Annotated in this window: 13 protein-coding genes; 9 read left to right on the top strand and 4 right to left on the bottom strand. The window is 55.7% G+C overall.

All coding sequences use genetic code 11. From position 1 onward, the window contains the following. Nucleotides 1-253 precede the first annotated feature (253 nt). The 8 genes from LEP6406_RS0224895 (at nt 254) to LEP6406_RS0224925 (ending at nt 9,357) form a co-directional block, all read left to right on the top strand. On the top strand, nt 254-2,716 hold the full coding sequence (locus LEP6406_RS0224895; protein WP_008319481.1) for an NACHT domain-containing protein: 2,463 nt from the start codon (nt 254-256) through the stop codon (nt 2,714-2,716). A gap of 32 nt (nt 2,717-2,748) precedes the next feature. Next, the gene (locus LEP6406_RS0224900; protein ID WP_008319483.1) at nt 2,749-2,967 is read left to right on the top strand and encodes a hypothetical protein; all 219 of its coding nucleotides are present in this window, start codon (nt 2,749-2,751) and stop codon (nt 2,965-2,967) included. Continuing rightward, a complete protein-coding gene (locus LEP6406_RS35770) occupies nt 2,964-3,251 on the top strand; it encodes a type II toxin-antitoxin system RelE/ParE family toxin (protein ID WP_008319485.1) in 288 nt (95 codons plus the stop codon). The genes LEP6406_RS0224900 and LEP6406_RS35770 overlap by 4 nt, the downstream gene beginning before the upstream one ends. Before the next feature lie 275 nt (nt 3,252-3,526). Beyond that, nucleotides 3,527-4,246, top strand: coding sequence for an iron-containing redox enzyme family protein (locus tag LEP6406_RS0224905; RefSeq protein WP_008319488.1), 720 nt, complete (start codon nt 3,527-3,529; stop codon nt 4,244-4,246). Next, nucleotides 4,233-5,423, top strand: coding sequence for a mandelate racemase/muconate lactonizing enzyme family protein (locus tag LEP6406_RS0224910; RefSeq protein WP_008319489.1), 1,191 nt, complete (start codon nt 4,233-4,235; stop codon nt 5,421-5,423). The genes LEP6406_RS0224905 and LEP6406_RS0224910 overlap by 14 nt, the downstream gene beginning before the upstream one ends. A gap of 4 nt (nt 5,424-5,427) precedes the next feature. Beyond that, entirely contained in the window at nt 5,428-7,077 is a 1,650-nt protein-coding gene (locus tag LEP6406_RS0224915) for a GH3 auxin-responsive promoter family protein (RefSeq protein ID WP_008319491.1), read from the top strand. After that, nucleotides 7,061-7,537: a hypothetical protein gene (locus LEP6406_RS0224920; protein ID WP_008319493.1), complete on the top strand. Its 477-nt coding sequence runs from the start codon at nt 7,061-7,063 to the stop codon at nt 7,535-7,537. The genes LEP6406_RS0224915 and LEP6406_RS0224920 overlap by 17 nt, the downstream gene beginning before the upstream one ends. Continuing rightward, nucleotides 7,534-9,357: a CocE/NonD family hydrolase gene (locus LEP6406_RS0224925; protein ID WP_008319495.1), complete on the top strand. Its 1,824-nt coding sequence runs from the start codon at nt 7,534-7,536 to the stop codon at nt 9,355-9,357. Before LEP6406_RS0224920 ends, LEP6406_RS0224925 begins: the two co-directional genes overlap by 4 nt. A gap of 801 nt (nt 9,358-10,158) precedes the next feature. Here the strand turns inward: LEP6406_RS0224925 and LEP6406_RS0224930 are convergent. Beyond that, nucleotides 10,159-11,967 carry a type IV secretory system conjugative DNA transfer family protein gene (locus LEP6406_RS0224930; protein WP_008319500.1) on the bottom strand — a complete coding sequence of 603 codons (1,809 nt, stop codon included), beginning with the start codon at nt 11,965-11,967 and terminating at the stop codon, nt 10,159-10,161. An 87-nt stretch (nt 11,968-12,054) separates the two neighbouring features. On the opposite strand from LEP6406_RS0224930, the gene LEP6406_RS29680 reads away from it, so the two are divergent. Continuing rightward, complete coding sequence (locus LEP6406_RS29680) at nt 12,055-13,155, top strand: DUF5895 domain-containing protein (protein ID WP_008319501.1); 1,101 nt, start codon at nt 12,055-12,057, stop codon at nt 13,153-13,155. 45 nt (nt 13,156-13,200) lie between these two features. Here LEP6406_RS29680 and LEP6406_RS0224940 read toward each other — a convergent pair whose 3' ends face one another. The 3 genes from LEP6406_RS0224940 to LEP6406_RS0224950 all read right to left on the bottom strand — a co-directional run bounded on the left by LEP6406_RS0224940 (nt 13,201) and on the right by LEP6406_RS0224950 (nt 16,776). Continuing rightward, a complete protein-coding gene (locus tag LEP6406_RS0224940) occupies nt 13,201-13,953 on the bottom strand; it encodes a hypothetical protein (protein WP_008319503.1) in 753 nt (250 codons plus the stop codon). Nucleotides 13,954-14,037: 84 nt separating this feature from the next. Next, complete coding sequence (locus LEP6406_RS0224945; protein ID WP_008319505.1) at nt 14,038-14,535, bottom strand: hypothetical protein; 498 nt, start codon at nt 14,533-14,535, stop codon at nt 14,038-14,040. A 24-nt stretch (nt 14,536-14,559) separates the two neighbouring features. Continuing rightward, nucleotides 14,560-16,776, bottom strand: coding sequence for a M23 family metallopeptidase (locus tag LEP6406_RS0224950; RefSeq protein ID WP_225886720.1), 2,217 nt, complete (start codon nt 16,774-16,776; stop codon nt 14,560-14,562). Nucleotides 16,777-16,788 lie beyond the last annotated feature (12 nt).

Below are 16,788 nucleotides of genomic sequence, written 5' to 3' on the forward strand. Positions count from 1 at the left end.
ATTTAGACCTGCATTAGCATAATAACAAGTCCCGAGGGCGAGATTCCCCGCTGCGCCGAGCTGCCGCCGTTAGCTTGATCTATGGTCTGCGGCGAGGACTTCTGCTGGCAGAGGCATTGATGGTAGCGGAATGCCTGCTAGAGGAAGAGGTAGCGCAGGGTTGCCTATTGTGGCGGGAGCTTGAAATCTCTGGCATCTCCCCAACATGGATGCGATATTAGAGGGAGTGCTGGGTGATGATTGAAACCTCAATATGCTGGAATGGTTGGCAGCTACAACCGGAATAGAGCTCGGCAAGTTAGTGCTAGAGCAGGTTCTCGACTTGAGCAAACCTGTCCTGGAGGGGTATGTTCAAGACTTTTTTAAGGATTGCCTAAGTAGCGGAGTCAGCCAACTCAATGCCTCAGCATTGAAGACGCCAATGGCAGAGGCAGTTGGTTACTTTATCAAGCGATTTATTAAAGAACTTCAGATTAACGACGTTCCTGAAACCAGTATTCAGCATCACTATCAGGCAGAAATCAAGAAGTTTGTGCAGGATAAGACAGTGCGTCCCATCCTGGGAAAAGCCTTTGACAAGGATTGCAAAAACATCAATTATGGGCAGTTAGAGCAAATTTGGGTACAACAGTATCAAGATTCTAAATGGCAATTTCCTTCAGAAGAGTTTGATTGGCGGGGGGTCTGCAAAGAATATGTGTATGAGGTCAGGGGTATTGTTAAAGCGAATTCAGAGTTGCGGGAAGTTCTGAACTCTGACCTGCTAGAAGACATTGCTCGCAATACGGCCCAACTCTCGCCCGGATTTGATGTTGAAACCTATCGAGCCAGCTTGCAGTCCAGCTATGGCTACCTGAAGCTGTATACCCTCGACAGTACTGACCGAGTTGATGCCATCAAGCTTTGGGCAATGTTCATTGAACAAACGGTGCGAGAAGCCTTGCCCCCCATGCGCTACGACCTGCCTTCGGACTTGAAACGGCAACTGCAAGCCGAAGGGCGACTTGAAGCAGATCTATCTCCTGAAGCCCTAGAGTATGACCGTCGTGAATACTTTCAGCAACCTGCTCGAAAGGTTTTAGAAGTGGTAGCTGACTCGCAGCGGGCAGTGATTTTAGGCGATCCAGGCTCGGGCAAATCCAGTCTGTTGCAATACCTAGCCCTGGAATGGGCTGAGGCTCAGACCTCGGAGGGTTTCAAAACCTCCGAGGTCTTAAGGCTGCCGCTATTGATTGAGTTGCGGGAGTTTGCCATTACTCCATCTGCGAACTTTCTGGAATTCTTGCATCGCGGTCGCGGTGTAGATTGGCAGTTTGATCAGCAGCAACTTCATCAGCATTTGCTGGAGTCTCCTACGCTGGTCATGTTTGATGGATTGGACGAGGTATTCGATCGCGCCACTCAATCGACTGTCATTGATGACATCATTCGCTTTTCCCAGCAATACCCTAAAGCTCAGGTGTTGGTCACGTCTCGCATCATTGGCTACAATCCCGATCGCCTCCAACATAGTGACTTCCGACACTTCACAATTCAATCCCTAGATACCGACGAAATTCATGAATTCATCGATCGCTGGTATGACCTTTCTATGGGCAGCGATCCGGATAAAGTGCGGCTGAAACAGCGATTGAAGGATGCGATCGCAAATTCCAAAGCGATCGCTAACCTGGCAGACAATCCGCTGTTGTTGACAATGATGGCAATTCTGAATCGGCGGCAAGAGTTACCCCGCGACAGAGCCGACCTGTATGACCAAGCTTCGCGGGTGTTGCTCTACCACTGGGATGTGGATCACAAGCGATTGCAGATTCCGATGGATGCGATCGGGCGACGGGAAAAGCAGGAAATGCTGCGTCTGATTGCCTATGAGATGCAGGCCGGGGAAGACGGGCTGAAAGGAAATCTCATCAGTGCAGAATGCCTCACTCGAATTTTGACCGACTATTTGCGCGATCAGGGCTTCAGCGACCCCCGCGAAAAAGCCAATCGGTTGATTCACCAACTCCGAGAGCGCAACTTCATCCTCTGCTATCGCGGAGCCGACACCTACGGCTTCATGCATCGCACCTTTTTGGAATATTTTTGCGCCGTTGAGATCGTCCATCGTTTCGAGAAACAACGCACTCTTACCTTTGAACAATTGCGCGATGAGGTGTTTGGAAAACACTGGCAAGATGAAACCTGGCATGAGGTTTTGAGGCTGATTTGCGGTGCGATTGATCCTAAGTTTGCGAGTGAGTTAGTTGAATATCTCAGCAAGAATAGCTTGGATCCATATCTATCGCATTTATTCCTTGCTGCGAATTGCATCTCAGACATAGAACATTCCGCTTCGAGAGATAAAGTATCAGCAGAATTAATTGATATTTTGAAGCGAGAAATAGATAATATTTATTATTTTACTGGCAGTATACCAATGTTCTATTCACTAGTGTCTGCCCACATACCCCATGCGATTGTAGAAGCAATAAGTCAAATTGGCAAAAACGATCCTAGAACTTTAGATTGGTTGAAAAAAATTGCTACAGACTTTATAGATCGTGAAGTAAGAGGAGAGGCGATTTATCAAATTACTAGTAACTGGGCAAACATTCCTAGTACGCAAGATTTTTTGGGAAATGTTTCCCTCAATGATCCCGATGAAAAACTTCGAGAATGGGCACAGGAGCAGTTGTTCAAACAGGAGAATATTAGGGATTTAGATGCCATTTAGTAAAATTTTCTGGTTCATTTTGGAGTATCGCTATGACTGAACAATCCTCTACTTTTCAGAGAGCAATTGAAACAATTGAAACCTTGTCACTGAATGATCAGGAAGCTCTACTTGAACTTTTCCAGAAGCGACTCATCGAGCAACGGCGAAAAATACTGATGGATGAGATTGCCGAAGTCCGTCAAGAATACGCTCAAGGTCAAGTGCAATTTGGTTCTGTTGCTGACTTTATGGCCGAGTTAGACGAATGAGACAAATTGGTTGGACTCCCAAATCATTGAGAGCCTTTAAGCGCTTGGTAAAGCGTAATCCAAATTTGCGCTCTGCAATTGAACAAACGCTGAGTCAACTCTCTGAGAATCCATTTCATCCCAGCTTACAAACCCATAAACTGACAGGCGACTTGGCTGGAATTTGGTCGGCTTCAATTGACTACAAACTGAGGATTTTGTTTGAATTCGTGAATAATAATGTGGAGACGCAAGAGCCATCAATTCTGCTTTTAAATCTTGGTTCTCATGATGACGTGTACTAATGATTGCTAGCTGATCGGCAACTATAGATATGATTAGTATCTTAATCGAAAATTATGAAGCCGAGCATATTCCTGAGCTAGATGAGGTTGCTTGATTCGGTACTAGTCTTCTAACGGGTGATGAAAGCTCCCCAGCCTTGAGCAGCAAGTATTTTCATGATTTTGTCGAACAAAAGGAGGTTGACGGATTATTCGGGCTAATATAGACAAACGCTTGATCTGGATAGCTTAAGCACAGTCCCTTGTGATTGACGCTCTACAATCAGAGGTTTTTTATGATGGCGCTGGCGATTCGTCCCCTGATTGAAGCCCAATATGCTGCCCAAGTACAGGCGTTTGAGCGCTCCCCCTGGTTTGAGCGCCTAGAGCAAGGACAGGCATCTGCCCAAGAGTACGATGCTTTAATTTTTAACCTCTGTCAGACCCATCTCAAAAGCCCCCAAATCCTGGCTTTTCTCTACGCCGTGGCACCGCCAGCCGCAGCGCCCCAAATCAAACACAATCTGCTCGAAGAACTGGGGCTGGATGAGGTGGCGATCTGCCACCCCGATTTGCTGTATCTACTGGCGACAGCCGCCGGGTTTGATGACGATCGGCAGGCCCGTTTAGCCCAAGCGGCCCAGGCTCAAATCCGGCAGCTTTGCACCGATCCGCTGCTGTTTGGCACGATACAGGAACTGGGGCTGTCGGTGCTGCTAGAGGTGACCTGCTTCGAGTGGATGCTCTCTCGGTTGGCTGGGCGCATGGGCCATGCCTTGGCAACCTATCGCGGCTTGCCCCCAGAGAGTCTGGTCTGGTTTCATCACCATTCTGAGGTTGATATTCGCCACGCCGAGGAAGGGTTAGACAGCGTTGAGCAATACCTGGCCTATTACGAGATCGAGGCTGAGGATCTAGAGACGATTCTCGACATTACCTTCCGCGAAAACATTTTTATCAAGCGATATTTCGCCGACCTGCCCCAGCTTGCCGGATCTGCCCATGAAAATCGTTGAGGCTACCCTGTTTGCCCTGGGGATTCCCTTTGTCGAAGCCTTTGCCCACAGCGTTCGCTCCCGCAATAGTTCAGATTCAATCGTGGTGCGGCTCCGGGCTGAGGACGGCACCGTCGGCTATGGAGAAGCGGTGGCTCGGCCCTACGTCACAGGAGAAACCGTGGCGAGCTGTTTGCAATTTATGGAAAGGACGCTATGGCCTGGAGTGCAAGCGTTCGACTATCCCAATTGGTCAGGCCAGGAGCCGATTCCTTGGCTCAGGGCGTTGGCGGTGCCGACAGGGCACTCTGATAAGGTCGTTGTCAATGCTGGGGGTATGGCTGCTGAAAGTGTAGTGGCCTGGAATGCGGCTCGGTGCGGCTTTGAGCTGGCCCTGGTCGATTGTTTGCTGAAATCTGCCGGGGTTTCCCTGGGGGAACTCTTGCCGCCTCGGCGCTCGGTGACCTACAGCGGCGTGATCACAGCTAGCAGCATTGAAGGGGCAGTGAAACACGCCAAGCGGTTTAAGCAGTTTGGTTTGCCCCACTTGAAGGTGAAGATTACAGGGGAGGCGGATTACGAACGGCTGGCGGCGATCCGGGCGGCGGTGGGGCCGCAGGTGTCGCTGCGGGTGGATGGCAATGGAGCCTACACCGTAGAAAGTGCGATCGCGACCTGTGAGGCTCTGGCAGAATTTCAGATCGACAGCGCCGAGCAAATGATTCCGCGCGGTGACCCCCAGGATTTAGCAAGGGTACAAGCGGCCTCAGTCATGGCCCAAATGGCGGATGAATCCTTGATTACCCTGGCGGATGCCAAGGCGCTGATTGAGGCTGGGGCCTGCCGAGGCTTCAATCTGCGGCTGTCGAAATGCGGGGGGCTGGGGCCAACCCTTGCGATCGCAGATTTAGCCCAGACTGCTGGCATCCAGGTGCAAGTAGGCTGCCAGGTGGGCGAGACGGCAATTCTCTCTGCTGCTGGACGACACCTGGCGGCCTATTTGCCAGAGATTAGCTTTTGCGAAGGGTCCTACGGCAGCCTGTTATTGCGGGAAGATCTGAGTCGTCGCCCGATTCACTTTGGCCATCAAGGCTTGGCTAAACCCCTAAAGGTGCCAGGGTTGGGGGTCGAGATTCAGGATGCCCTGCTAGAAAAATATGCTGAGCAGATAATTACCCTTCCAACCCAGGTGGCGTGAAGTTATGGCGAGACTGTTTACCCTCGGCCTGCGCTGGCAGGGGCGAGCCCTAAAGCAACGGCTAGAGGCGGCCACCCAGGCCCCTGACCTGGCCCAAGAGCGGCTATTGCGCCAGTTGCTCAGCCATCATGGCACCACCCAGTTTGGTCGCGAGCATCGGTTTGATCAGATTCGCACCCTGCTGGATTACCGTCAGGCAGTGCCCGTGCGCGACTACGAAGGCTTTCGGCCCTACGTCCAGCAGATGATGGCGGGTCAAGCCAAGATTTTGCTGAATGAGCCGGTGCGAATGTTCACCATGACCAGTGGCACCACCGGGCAGCCCAAATATATTCCTGTCACCGCCAGGGTAGAGCAAGGCGGAGCCCGACTGATGCGGCAGTGGCTCTACCGCATTTTGCAAGATCATCCGACCTTTTTGAGCCGCGCGGTGGTAGGGATTGTCAGTCCGGCGATTGAAGGCTACACCCCTGGCGGCATTCCCTACGGCAGTTTGTCGGGGCGGATTTACCAACAGATTCCGGCCTTGATTCGTCGCACCTATGCCGTCCCCTATGGCGTGTTCGAAATTCCTGATTACGATCGCCGCTACTGGGCCATTGCCCGCTGCGCCTTGGCGCGGCAGGTATCTTTTTTGTGTACGCCCAATCCCAGTACCCTCAAGCGGCTGGCCACGGTGATGACGCACCAGGCTGAATCGTTGATTCGAGCGATTGCCGATGGTGCAGGGGGTGAGGGCATCCCCGCCCAGCGGCCCCTGCCGGAACGGGCCAAACAACTGGAGCAGATTTTCAATACCACCGGAGCACTGCGGCCTCGGGACTGTTGGCCCCACCTGGAGCTGTTGGGCTGCTGGACGGGCGGGTCGGTGGGAGCCCAGGCCCGACAGCTCACGGCTGACTATGGCCCGTTGCCGATTCGAGATTTGGGCTATCTGGCCAGTGAAGCCCGGATCACCCTGCCCTACGAGAACAATACGCCTGCGGGGCTGTTGGACTTGACCCTGAATGTCTATGAATTTATTCCAGAAGCCTGTGCCGACCAGGCGAACCCGCCGATTTTGCTCAGCCATGAGCTAGAAAAGGGGCAACAGTACCAGATTTTGTTAACCACCCCTGGGGGGCTCTACCGCTATCACATCAATGATGTGGTGGAGGTGACGGGGTTCTATCATCGGTCGCCGATCATTGCCTTTTTGCGCAAGGGCCGCGACATGAGTAACCTGACGGGGGAAAAACTGCATGTCAACCATGTCCTAACTGCGATCGCAGCCTTACAACGCCAGTTTCACCAGCCGGTCGGCCCCTACCGACTGGTGGCCAATGCCCAGGCCATGCGCTACGAGCTGTACTGGGAAATGTCAGACATCCCCAGCCCGGAGTGGATTGAGCAACTGCTGTCAGCCCTGGATGTGGCTTTATCGCTGAACAACACGGAATACGCCCAAAAACGGGCTTCTCAGCGGTTGCAGTTCCCCTGTCTCCATCGGATGCGCCTGGGCTGGGCAGAGGCAACCCAACGCTGGGCCATTGCCCAGGGCCAGCGGGAGGTGCAGTACAAATGGCCGGTGCTCACCCAGCAGCCCCTACCGCTGGATACCGAAGCGATCGTGCAAACCTATGAGCTGACACTGCCCCATGCCCACCCCCACTGATGGTTGGCGGCTGAAGGGTCTATGGCCCAGTCAGCATCCGGTGCCCTGGCTGTGGGCGCTGACGCTGCTGTTTTTGCTGCGGGTGCTGGGGCAGGGGCTGGTGGCCTGCTGCCAGGTGCCCTTTTTGCCCCCCATGGCCCATTGGTATTCGGGGCTGCTGCCCTACCCGCTGCTGTTGCCCAGCCAACTGCTGATTTTGGCACTCCAGGTCAAGATCAATCGCGACCTGGCCCAGGGGCAGGGCTGGTTTCAACGGCTCCGACCCCGCTTGGGTCAGGGTCTACAGTATGTGAGCTACAGCTACGCCCTGGTGATGGTGATTCGCTACGGCGTCACCATGAGCCTCTATCCAGAACGCCGCTGGCTGGGGGAGGGCACGATTCCCATTGTGTTTCACTGGGTGTTGGCCGCTTATCTCTGGCTCTGGGGCTGGGGTCATCGTCATAGGAGGCAGCCATGAGGGCAGGAGGTTTTCGTCATCGCGTGCAGTGTTTCTCCCACCGACGGGTCTGGCTGTGGCTGTTGGCGGGGCTGACTGCACTGCTGCTGTTGGTCATTGGGCGGGGCAGTGCGATCGCCGCTGCCTGGTTGGGTCACCAGTTAGACTATCCGCCCAACCGCTATGGCGTTCGACTGGAGCGCCGGGTGACCGTGACCGCCCCCGATGGCACAGCCCTGGTTGCCGATGTCTACCATCCCCGCACCGCCGCCGCTACCCCCACCATTCTGGTGCGCATTCCCTACTCCAAACAGATCAAACACATTCTGTTTGCCCGCACCGTGGGCCACCTCTGGGCCAGTCACGGCTACATCACGGTGATCCAGGGCACCCGAGGTCGCTATGAGTCGGGCGGCAGCTACGATCCGCCCTTTGTGAACGAGGCCCAGGATGGCCGAGCCACGCTGGAGTGGATCGCCCAGCAGCCCTGGTACGACGGGCACATCGGCATGTGGGGCGGCTCTTACTTTGGCTATACCCAGTGGGTGCTGGCCGACCAGGTCGATCCAGGGTTGTCGGCCCTGATACCGCAGATTTGCAGCACCGACTTCTATGGCATGTTTTACCCCGGCGGCGCGTTTTCCCTGGAAAGCGCCCTCTACTGGGCGACCCTCAGCTACGGCCCCCGCGATATTCCTGTCCCCCCAGAGCAGCTACAGCAGGGCTTTGAGGGGTGGCCCCTGCTAGAGGCCGATGACCGAGCGGTGCAGAATATTCCGTTTTTTGATACCTGGGCTAGCCACACCGAGCGCGATCGCTACTGGCAATCGGTCGATGACCGCGATCGCGCCCGCCAGCTTCAGGCTCCGGCCCTGCTGATGGCAGGCTGGTACGATCCGTTTTTGCCCACCCAACTGGACGACTTTGAACAGATTCGCGCCAGCGCTGCCCCCCAGGTAGCCGAAGCCACCCGCCTGGTGATCGGGCCTTGGACCCACGCCAACACCGTCACCTTCCCCGACGGCAGCCGCCCCCGCAACTACCGCTTTGAGAGCATTGGCCCCAGCCTGCCCTGGTTTGATCACCAGATCAAAGGCGCTCCCGAGACGGCCTACCCCAGCCCGGTGCAAATCTATGTCATGGGCGCTAACACCTGGCGGGAAGAATCGGCTTGGCCCCTGCCCCGTACCCGCTATACGCCCTACTACCTGCACAGCAACGGTCGGGCGAATACCCTCAACGGTGACGGCGTCCTCAGTCTAGAGCCACCAAGGGAAGAAGCCAGCGATCGCTTTGTCTACGACCCGCAAAACCCGGTGCCCAGTGCTGGGGGAACCATGCTTGGGCCAAACGCAGGCATTCAGCCTCAAAACGCAGTGGAACAGCGGCAGGATGTGCTGGTTTACACCACCCCGCCCCTGAGCGAGGCGATTGAAGTGACGGGGCCAGTGCAGCTACGGCTCCAGGTTTCGACCACGGCTCCCCATACCGATTTCACCGCCAAACTGGTGGATGTCTATCCCGATGGCACGGGGTACAACGTTTCCGAAGGGATTCTCCGGCGGGGTTACGGCAATGCGATCGGCACCAATACCCGAGCAGAAACCCAGACGCCTACCGAAATCGAGATCGATCTCTGGCCCACCAGCCAAGTCTTCTTCCCCGGCCATCGCCTGCGCCTGGAGGTCTCCAGCAGCAACTATCCCCGCTTTGACCGCAATCCCAACACGGGCCGCAACATTCCCACTGAGCGTCAGCCAGTCACCGCAACCCAGACGGTTTATCATCACACCGCCGCTGTCTCCCGGCTGATTCTGCCGATCATTCCAGCCAAAGAATAGTCCCTAACGTTTTTTCCATGGGGAAATACCTGCTGTACTCTGGTCACTGCTTACCAGCTTTGTGGCTAAATCGGCTCATGACATAGTGGAGCATGGCAACGATGCACTGAGTGCAACTGCTGAACACCTGAACAACATCCTGAGTCTGGGCTTCGGTATCAGGGATGATGTCGAGGACAACATTGGGGGCAAGCGTTCAAAATCAGCTTTGAAGTTGGGGAGCTGATGACGCATGCCATAGAAATGTAGGACTGAGTCCAAGTTGCTGGTAATGGTGCTACCTCGGTGAAACAGGGCAATTTCATGCCCTTGCGTCATTAACTGACGAGTGACACGCAATCCAATAAACCCTGTTGCACCAATTGCAAGAATTTTCATGGCATCGGATGAATACTCAGTAGAAATGACTGCATTTCAAGTTCTAGTGCTGAATAAACTCACGAGTGATACGGCGAGAATGAGAACGTTCTCCACGTGGATTGGCATCAATATGTAGCAAGTGGCCATCATTCCTCCTGATTGATGTATTGATTTTTCAAGACCTTTTTAGATTGGGAAGTCTTGCGATACTGTCACATTCCTGCGGTGACTTGCGAAAGACCTGTAGCGGAACAACGTATATAGCGGTATAGCGGGTTTCAGAATTATGGGTCACGGACCCGATCCTAAAACGCTCATTCATAGGGAATCCTAGAGTTCAGGACAATCCCTGACTCCCAAATCTGTTCAAGGTGTGCTAATTACCACTCGACTATTAGCTGCGCCGGAAGATGAGAAGGAGGGAAAACTTTGCGTTGTCAGTCACCTGATTTCTGCTTCAGCACCCTCCCCTGGCGGTTCAGGCAACAGTTGTTCTGCCTGCACGATGCGCTGCCGGAGTCCCGAGAGGATCGCCTCCGGGCTGATCTGAGTGCTGGCCTGGGTGAGATAGGGCATGAGGTAGGGCTCCCAAAGAGCGGTAGTTTCCTGGGCACGCCTGATCTCACCTTTAGGCAAAGGAATGCGGAGACTGTAGGGAATCAAACCCTCATGGCCAGAGCGATAGGCGGGATTGGTAATGATGCACTGTCCCTCAATGAACCGCAGGATTTGGTCCGGGGTAAAGAGGGGCATCTTTTGTAGAGACTCATTCCAGTTGATGCTCTGGGTCGCCCGAGCCGCCATAGTGCGGCCCCGAGACCGCTGCTTGAGAGCTACATCCTTCTCTCCAAAGCGCTTGCTGTAGAGTTCTGCGGTCTTGATATCGCCTGGATTGAACAGAAAATGGGTGCCACAGGCCGCAGAGATAGCCTCCCCCATCTTGTCGCCATAGGTGTCATAGAGCTGATTCAGGGACTGCACCCCCAGGATGAAGCAACCGCCATTGGAGCGATACTCGTTAATCCACTGGGGTAAGCGGTCGAGGCGTAGAGAAGGCAACTTGTCGATGGCGATGGCAATGGGATCAGGGCGAGGACTGCTGAGGTTCTTGACCACACAGAGATGAATGGCGGCGGCCAGCAAAGGGCCAATGACACTGCGGCGGGCATCGTCAAGCTTGAAGATAATGATCTGCTTACCCTGGATGCGAGCAGGAATGGTGGAGGAACCCACAAAACTAGGTAAAAGGTCGCGTTGAATAAAACTGCTGAAGGTAGCGGCAGTCGTGGTGATGATGCCGGAGACCGTCTTCTCGGCACCCTTCGCGCTGAGGAATTGATTAAAGCTAGCAGCGACCCAAGGATTGAGGCGCTGGGTCTGTACAGCGTAGTCAAGCCGATGAACCAAGTCGGGGAGCTGTAGAAAGGCGTAGACCATGGCCATATCGGGGAAAGGGGTATCTCGGGCCAACTGCATCAAGCCCTTCGCCAGTTGTTCCCCGGCCTTAGTGAAGAACTCATCACTGCGCCCCCCTTGAGTAGATTGGGCATTGCGGGTGATGACCGCCCCCAGTTCCCCCGCCATGACGGCATCAGCAGAGTCGCGCAGGAATTCGATGGGGTTGAGCACCCCGCTATAGGGTTCACCGGGGGCAAAGACATGGACCTGGTAACCGTAGCGAGCGGCCAGAGGAGCGTGGAGGCGCATCTGGTCGCCCTTCTTGTCATAGAGCAAGACGGGAATGCCTTGAGCTAAGGCCGATTCCACCATAGGGTCGATAGCACTGGCGGTTTTCCCAGAGCCGGGATTACCCAATACCAGGACACTGCGCTGGGCATCGGGGAGCCAGAGTGCGGGCATGGCCCCCATCAAGGTTTGTAGCCTTGCCCCCAGCCCCCGCCAGCGGCCACCCCACCAGAACTGAGGCATCTTGCCCGCCCAGAGGACAAGGCGGTTAGGGGGGACCGGGGGGTGTGGTTTCCTTGAGGGCGGGTTGAGCGTTCGGGGTTGACGGTGGTGATGGCCCAGCTTAGGGGGGAGATAGGTGCTGGGTAAGCGCAATTGCTTCAGGGCAGTGCTGGTGGCCGCCAATCGTTCAGCCGTCCCGACAGTGCGACCGGTAGAGAGTTTTCCTGTGTTGTCATTGAGCAGCACCATCATTCCCACCAACGTGGCAAAGGCCCCCAACATCAAGAAGCCCTGGGGATTGTTGTACTGCTGAAGGAGCGCGCCGAGGTCAATGCCAAACATGGTGTTAAGGGGGATAGGTGAGTCGGTGAGAGGGGTGGGGCTATCGCCTGGGGTGATGACCGTTGTGTCGTGATATCAAGGATCCCCATGACCACAAAAAGAACGCCTCGCGCCTCAGCCTCAGGTGTAGGTCGGACGAACTCAGCTCGAACGAGCTCCCGTCGGGCCAATGGTGCCGCTAAAGCCTCAGGTCGCAAAGGGGCCGCTATTCGTTTTGAAGTAGACCCAGAGCTGCTGAATCCGGAGTACAACCAAGCCCGCCGCCCCCGATTGCCCTACGGCATTGTCATCAACGACAAGCCCGCAGGCATCCTGATTCCGGTGGATCAACTGGAGTCAGGGGGCTGGCTAGAGCTACCAGAGCCCGATGCCTTAGATCAAGTCACCATTGGTGGGAACGAGGTAGACGGGGTATTGCTGAGGGAATGCCGGATGGTGGTGTTGCAGCACATCCCGCCCTACATTCGCTACAAAGATGCGGATCAATTGGTGGAGCGGGGAGCAGACCCGGCCCTAGGCCAAACCTTTGTGGGTCCCTACGAGGAATACCGCGCCCAGCTCGACAAGGGTTTGATGGAGGTGTGCTCGGAACATGCCCTGGTCTTCCTGAGCGAGGACAATGATCCGCTGCATACGGTGCCCTTCATCGTGCGGTTCAAGAATGTAGCCCTGTGGAGCTTGATTAGCACCTACGAAGACTACTACCGCAAGCTAGAGCGAGCCTTTGCGGAGTACACCAACCAACCCTTTGCCAGCAAGTCAGACCGATGGCGTTCCTTGGGGGTGCTACCGCTACGCTTTGAGGCCGAGAAAGAGGGCCAGGGCAGAAACAAGTCCTGGTGCTGCAAAGTAGAGGCAACGGTGACCCCTAGTGCCGAGACCCTGCCAGAGCTATTTCTGGGTACTCCCCAGGGCAAGGGATTGGTGTGGGGTTTGCAGGAGGAAGTCGCCGGGTTTGTGGAATCCTCCGCCCTGACGCTCCCCGCTGCAGAACCGGTCAAAGCCCTGCCGGGTGTAGTGCAGGCCACCCCTGCTGACCTGGCATTGGGAGATGAGGATGACGACTACGGTGATGACGACGACGATGCCGAAATCATTGATGTCGAAGCCGTCCATACCCTAGCCGAGGAAGACATAGAAGGAGAGGAAGAAGAGGACTTTGGCGAAGACGAAGACGATGACTTCTAAGGCTTAGTCCGAGTGCTGCCAGCCCAGTCCGGTATCAGGGCTGGGCTAGGGTGAGCTTCCGGTCTCAAGGGGGAGACGGCGATCGCTGGCCACTTGATAGCGCTCTCCCCGCAGACATAGGGTCAAGGCTTGCATGTGGTCGTCATCAAGCTGATTGATAGCCAGACAGGGCAAGGGTCGAGTTACCCCATCCTCTAGGTCAATCGGCTGGATCAGGGGGGTATCAGGGGGCAACTCTGGGCGCAGGTAGGTAGAGAGCACCAGACCTGCACCCACGGGAGTATCCCCCTCTAGCCAGAGGCCACTGTAGAGGCACCCGGCGCTGCCGCAGAGGAGATCGCTGTTGTAGTTGAGCAAGACTAAGCGGCCCTGTTTGCCCGGAATGCTCCAGGCCAGCATGTCCTCTTGCACGGCCTGGGCTTGGTCTCCCGTCAAGCTGGTTTCGGCTGCCATCACCTCCTCCAGCAAGGGTGCCGGTACGAGTTGAGTCGCCACCCGCCAAGGGGCACTGGCTTGGGCGCTACAGCCGAAGCTGGCTAGGGCGATGCTGAGGATGACGGCGAGGGCAAAGCCGATGCGGAGGCGCTGGGCCGCTCGCAATAGCCATCGGGGTGGGGTTGGCAATTGGGTGAGTATGGTTTCCAGGTCTGGTCCTTGACCCGCCATAGCGGCTTGGAGGTCAGTCCAGCGTAGGTGTAATAGCCCTGAGAGGGCATTGGCTAGAGGTGGGGGCAACGACAGCCCGAGAGCATGGGGTTGACGTAATTCACTGTGGACATTGGGTGTCTTGGTCAACATCGCAACTTAACCTCCTTGGCATTGGGAAGGGAACAAACTTGAGTCGGAAAAAAGGGAGTTGCTGCCTACGGTTGGGTGTTGTTTCTAGAACAAGGTGAACCCTATTTCCTGTAAAGCTCCGACTTCTTCTTCAGAGAGATAATCGGTGCCCCATTGCTCGATACTGTCTCTAAGCTCAGCCTCGAATTGATCTCGCCCGATATCATCAATGATGCTTTGGTATAGCGCGACCAACAAAGCCTGAGCGACAGAGCTGGGTAGGGTATCGGTTGCAGTGATGCGAATATCTTGACCTGTAGGGTTCCAATACTCCAACTCACATTGGCTGTCGCTACGGATCGACTGAATAGCATGACTGGTAGTGTGCCCGTCAATGACGTTGAATAGGCTAAAATGCCGCCCTTCATTCTGTACTTGAGCAATGAGTTCGAGGCCATCTACAGCCCCTTGACTCTGAAGTGGACAAGTCTCGAAGTTGGCTTGGGCATGACTGATCCTTGGCCTATAAACAGTCGCGGTAGTGATAGCAAAAGCCAAAAGTAATAGGCTGAGAAACTTGATTGTTTTTCGAGATTTACGCATGGGTTAATTCTCCATGAAGGTGAGCTAAAAGTTGATATAGTCCCTGGGGTTACGGGGGACTCCGTTCTCCCGCACTTCAAAATGCAAGTGGGGTCCAGTGGAAGAGCCTGTATTGCCCGTGGTGCCGATCAATTCCCCTTGTCCGACCTGCTGGCCCTCAACCACATCAATGCGGTCGAGATGGGCATATCGAGTTTGGCGACCATTGCCGTGGTCGATGTAGACGACCCTGCCGTACCCACGGGTGAGGGAACCGCTGATCCCCGCAAAGGTGATCGTGCCGCCATCAGCGGCAACGGTGGGGGTTCCTACTGGGGTGGCCAAATCGATGCCCGCATGGTTAGAACTGCATCCAGAACAAGGGGCAGGTCGGGGGCCAAACTCACTGGTGACTGGGAATTGTCCCGCGACGGGATAGACCAGTTCGCCATTGGCTTGACCTGCTGCTCCGCTCGCCCCCGTCGGACATTGACTGGAGCCGCCCCCTTGCTGATATAGCTCACGGGTACGCTGGCCATAGTCGCGCAAGCTGAGACGACCATGGGCATCGGAGCTGCCACCATCAATGGCGCTACCGGGACCGCCGAAGTGCATCTGGGCGGCGCGCTCAATCAAGCGATCGCCTTGAAAAGGTTGACCGGTGGTGGGGTCGATTTGCCCTGAGGCGCGCTCAATGTTGCTGGCCAAAGCGCTTTCAAAGGCCCGGTCCTGGTCTTCAGGGGGGAAGAACTGCATCAACTCGTCGCTAGTCGGTCGATGGCCGCCATTGACCCGTGCCAAGAACTCAGAGCCCCCCGGTCGAGCGGAGATCAGTTCCACGGCATAGGGGTTGTAGGACATGAATTGATACTTGCCCAACCCCCGCCCACAGTTACGGCCCCCATCGGCACAGACATGAACTCCGACAGCGTTGTAGCCGCCACTGCCCTGGGACTCGATAGCGCCAATGGCATGGGCAAGCAAGCCCAGATCAATACCCTGAGGCGAGCGATTAGAGCCCCTTGGGGTAGAGCGAAGCAAGCAATTGGGGTCGAAGGTGCCCCCTAGTGCCAGATTGCGGACTCCCGGCATCCCTCCCCCCCGAGTGGCACCCGTGGGTGTAGACGGGGTTTGGCTGGGAGCATCCCCCTCAAGGGCACCGACAAAGATGGGGTCATTGATGCGATAGGTGATGAAAGGAAAGGGGCCAATCACATAGGGGGTACAGCCGCCTAGGGCACAGGCACGAAAGAAAAGGGCGCTAGAGACGGTATCGGTGGTTTCATCGGGCTCCCAGATCACCTGCTTAAAGAGGGGGCCATAGGGATGTCTGCCGGTGGGCTCCTTGCCCCCATTGACAGCCCGTAGTAGGCCACTGCCGCCTTCCACCTCTTGGTACTTGCCCGAAACCCAATGGCTACCGTCGAGGGCCTGGGAGCCAGAGCCCAGGGTTTGCAACTCAATGGAACTACAGTCCTGCCGCTCCACGTAACAGGGCACGGCAAAGCCCTGTTGCTCAGAGCCAGAAATAGTACGGGTACGCTCCCCCTCCTTTGGCCCCCAGATGAAATCAATCTGCATAGTGGTGCCCCCTACCAAGGCGAGGGGACTGGGGAAACTGGATAAGGGCAACTCAGGGATACCCGGAACTTGGTCGAGGGTAGCGGCCTCAAATCCAGGGAAGTCTCCTAGGGCAGTTTGGATCACACCGGGTAGGGTATTGATAGCCCATGCCCTCAAGTCAATCTGATTGAGGGAGCGCTGAGCTAGATCAGGGGTCTGTTGTAGAGCCTGAAAGAGCGTGAGACCCTGCCGCAGGTCAGTGTCTCTAAATAGGGCGGCAATAGGGGGGAGGGACTCTACTTCAAAGCCGCTGAGGGTAGGAACAGCCGTGAGTAGGTTAGCTACCGATTGCTGGGCTAGGAGGGGGAAATCGCTGAGGGGACTGGCCCCTAGATCCTGGGCTACCCCGCTGCCGATGGCTTCTAGGGTAAGCGCTTGGGGGTTGAGCTCAGTAATATCAGCAAAGGTGAGCACCTGGTCAGGGGTTTGGCCCGCTTGCCAAGTGCGCTGAGCAGAGCCTTCGAGGAAGCTGCCACTGGTGGTCAGGGGCGGGAACTGGTCAAAGGCCAGCTGATTGAAGTCGGGGTTGGATGGGGGATTCCCCAGAGATATAGAGGCGCTAGTAATGCTGCTGGCCTGGGTGTTGTCAGCCGCTAGAGTCGGCTGCCCCCCCATCAGCATCGTCAGAATTATGGCCAATAGCCATATCAA

Origin of the sequence: Leptolyngbya sp. PCC 6406 (assembly GCF_000332095.2) — a bacterium.
Lineage (GTDB): Bacteria > Cyanobacteriota > Cyanobacteriia > Phormidesmidales > Phormidesmidaceae > PCC-6406.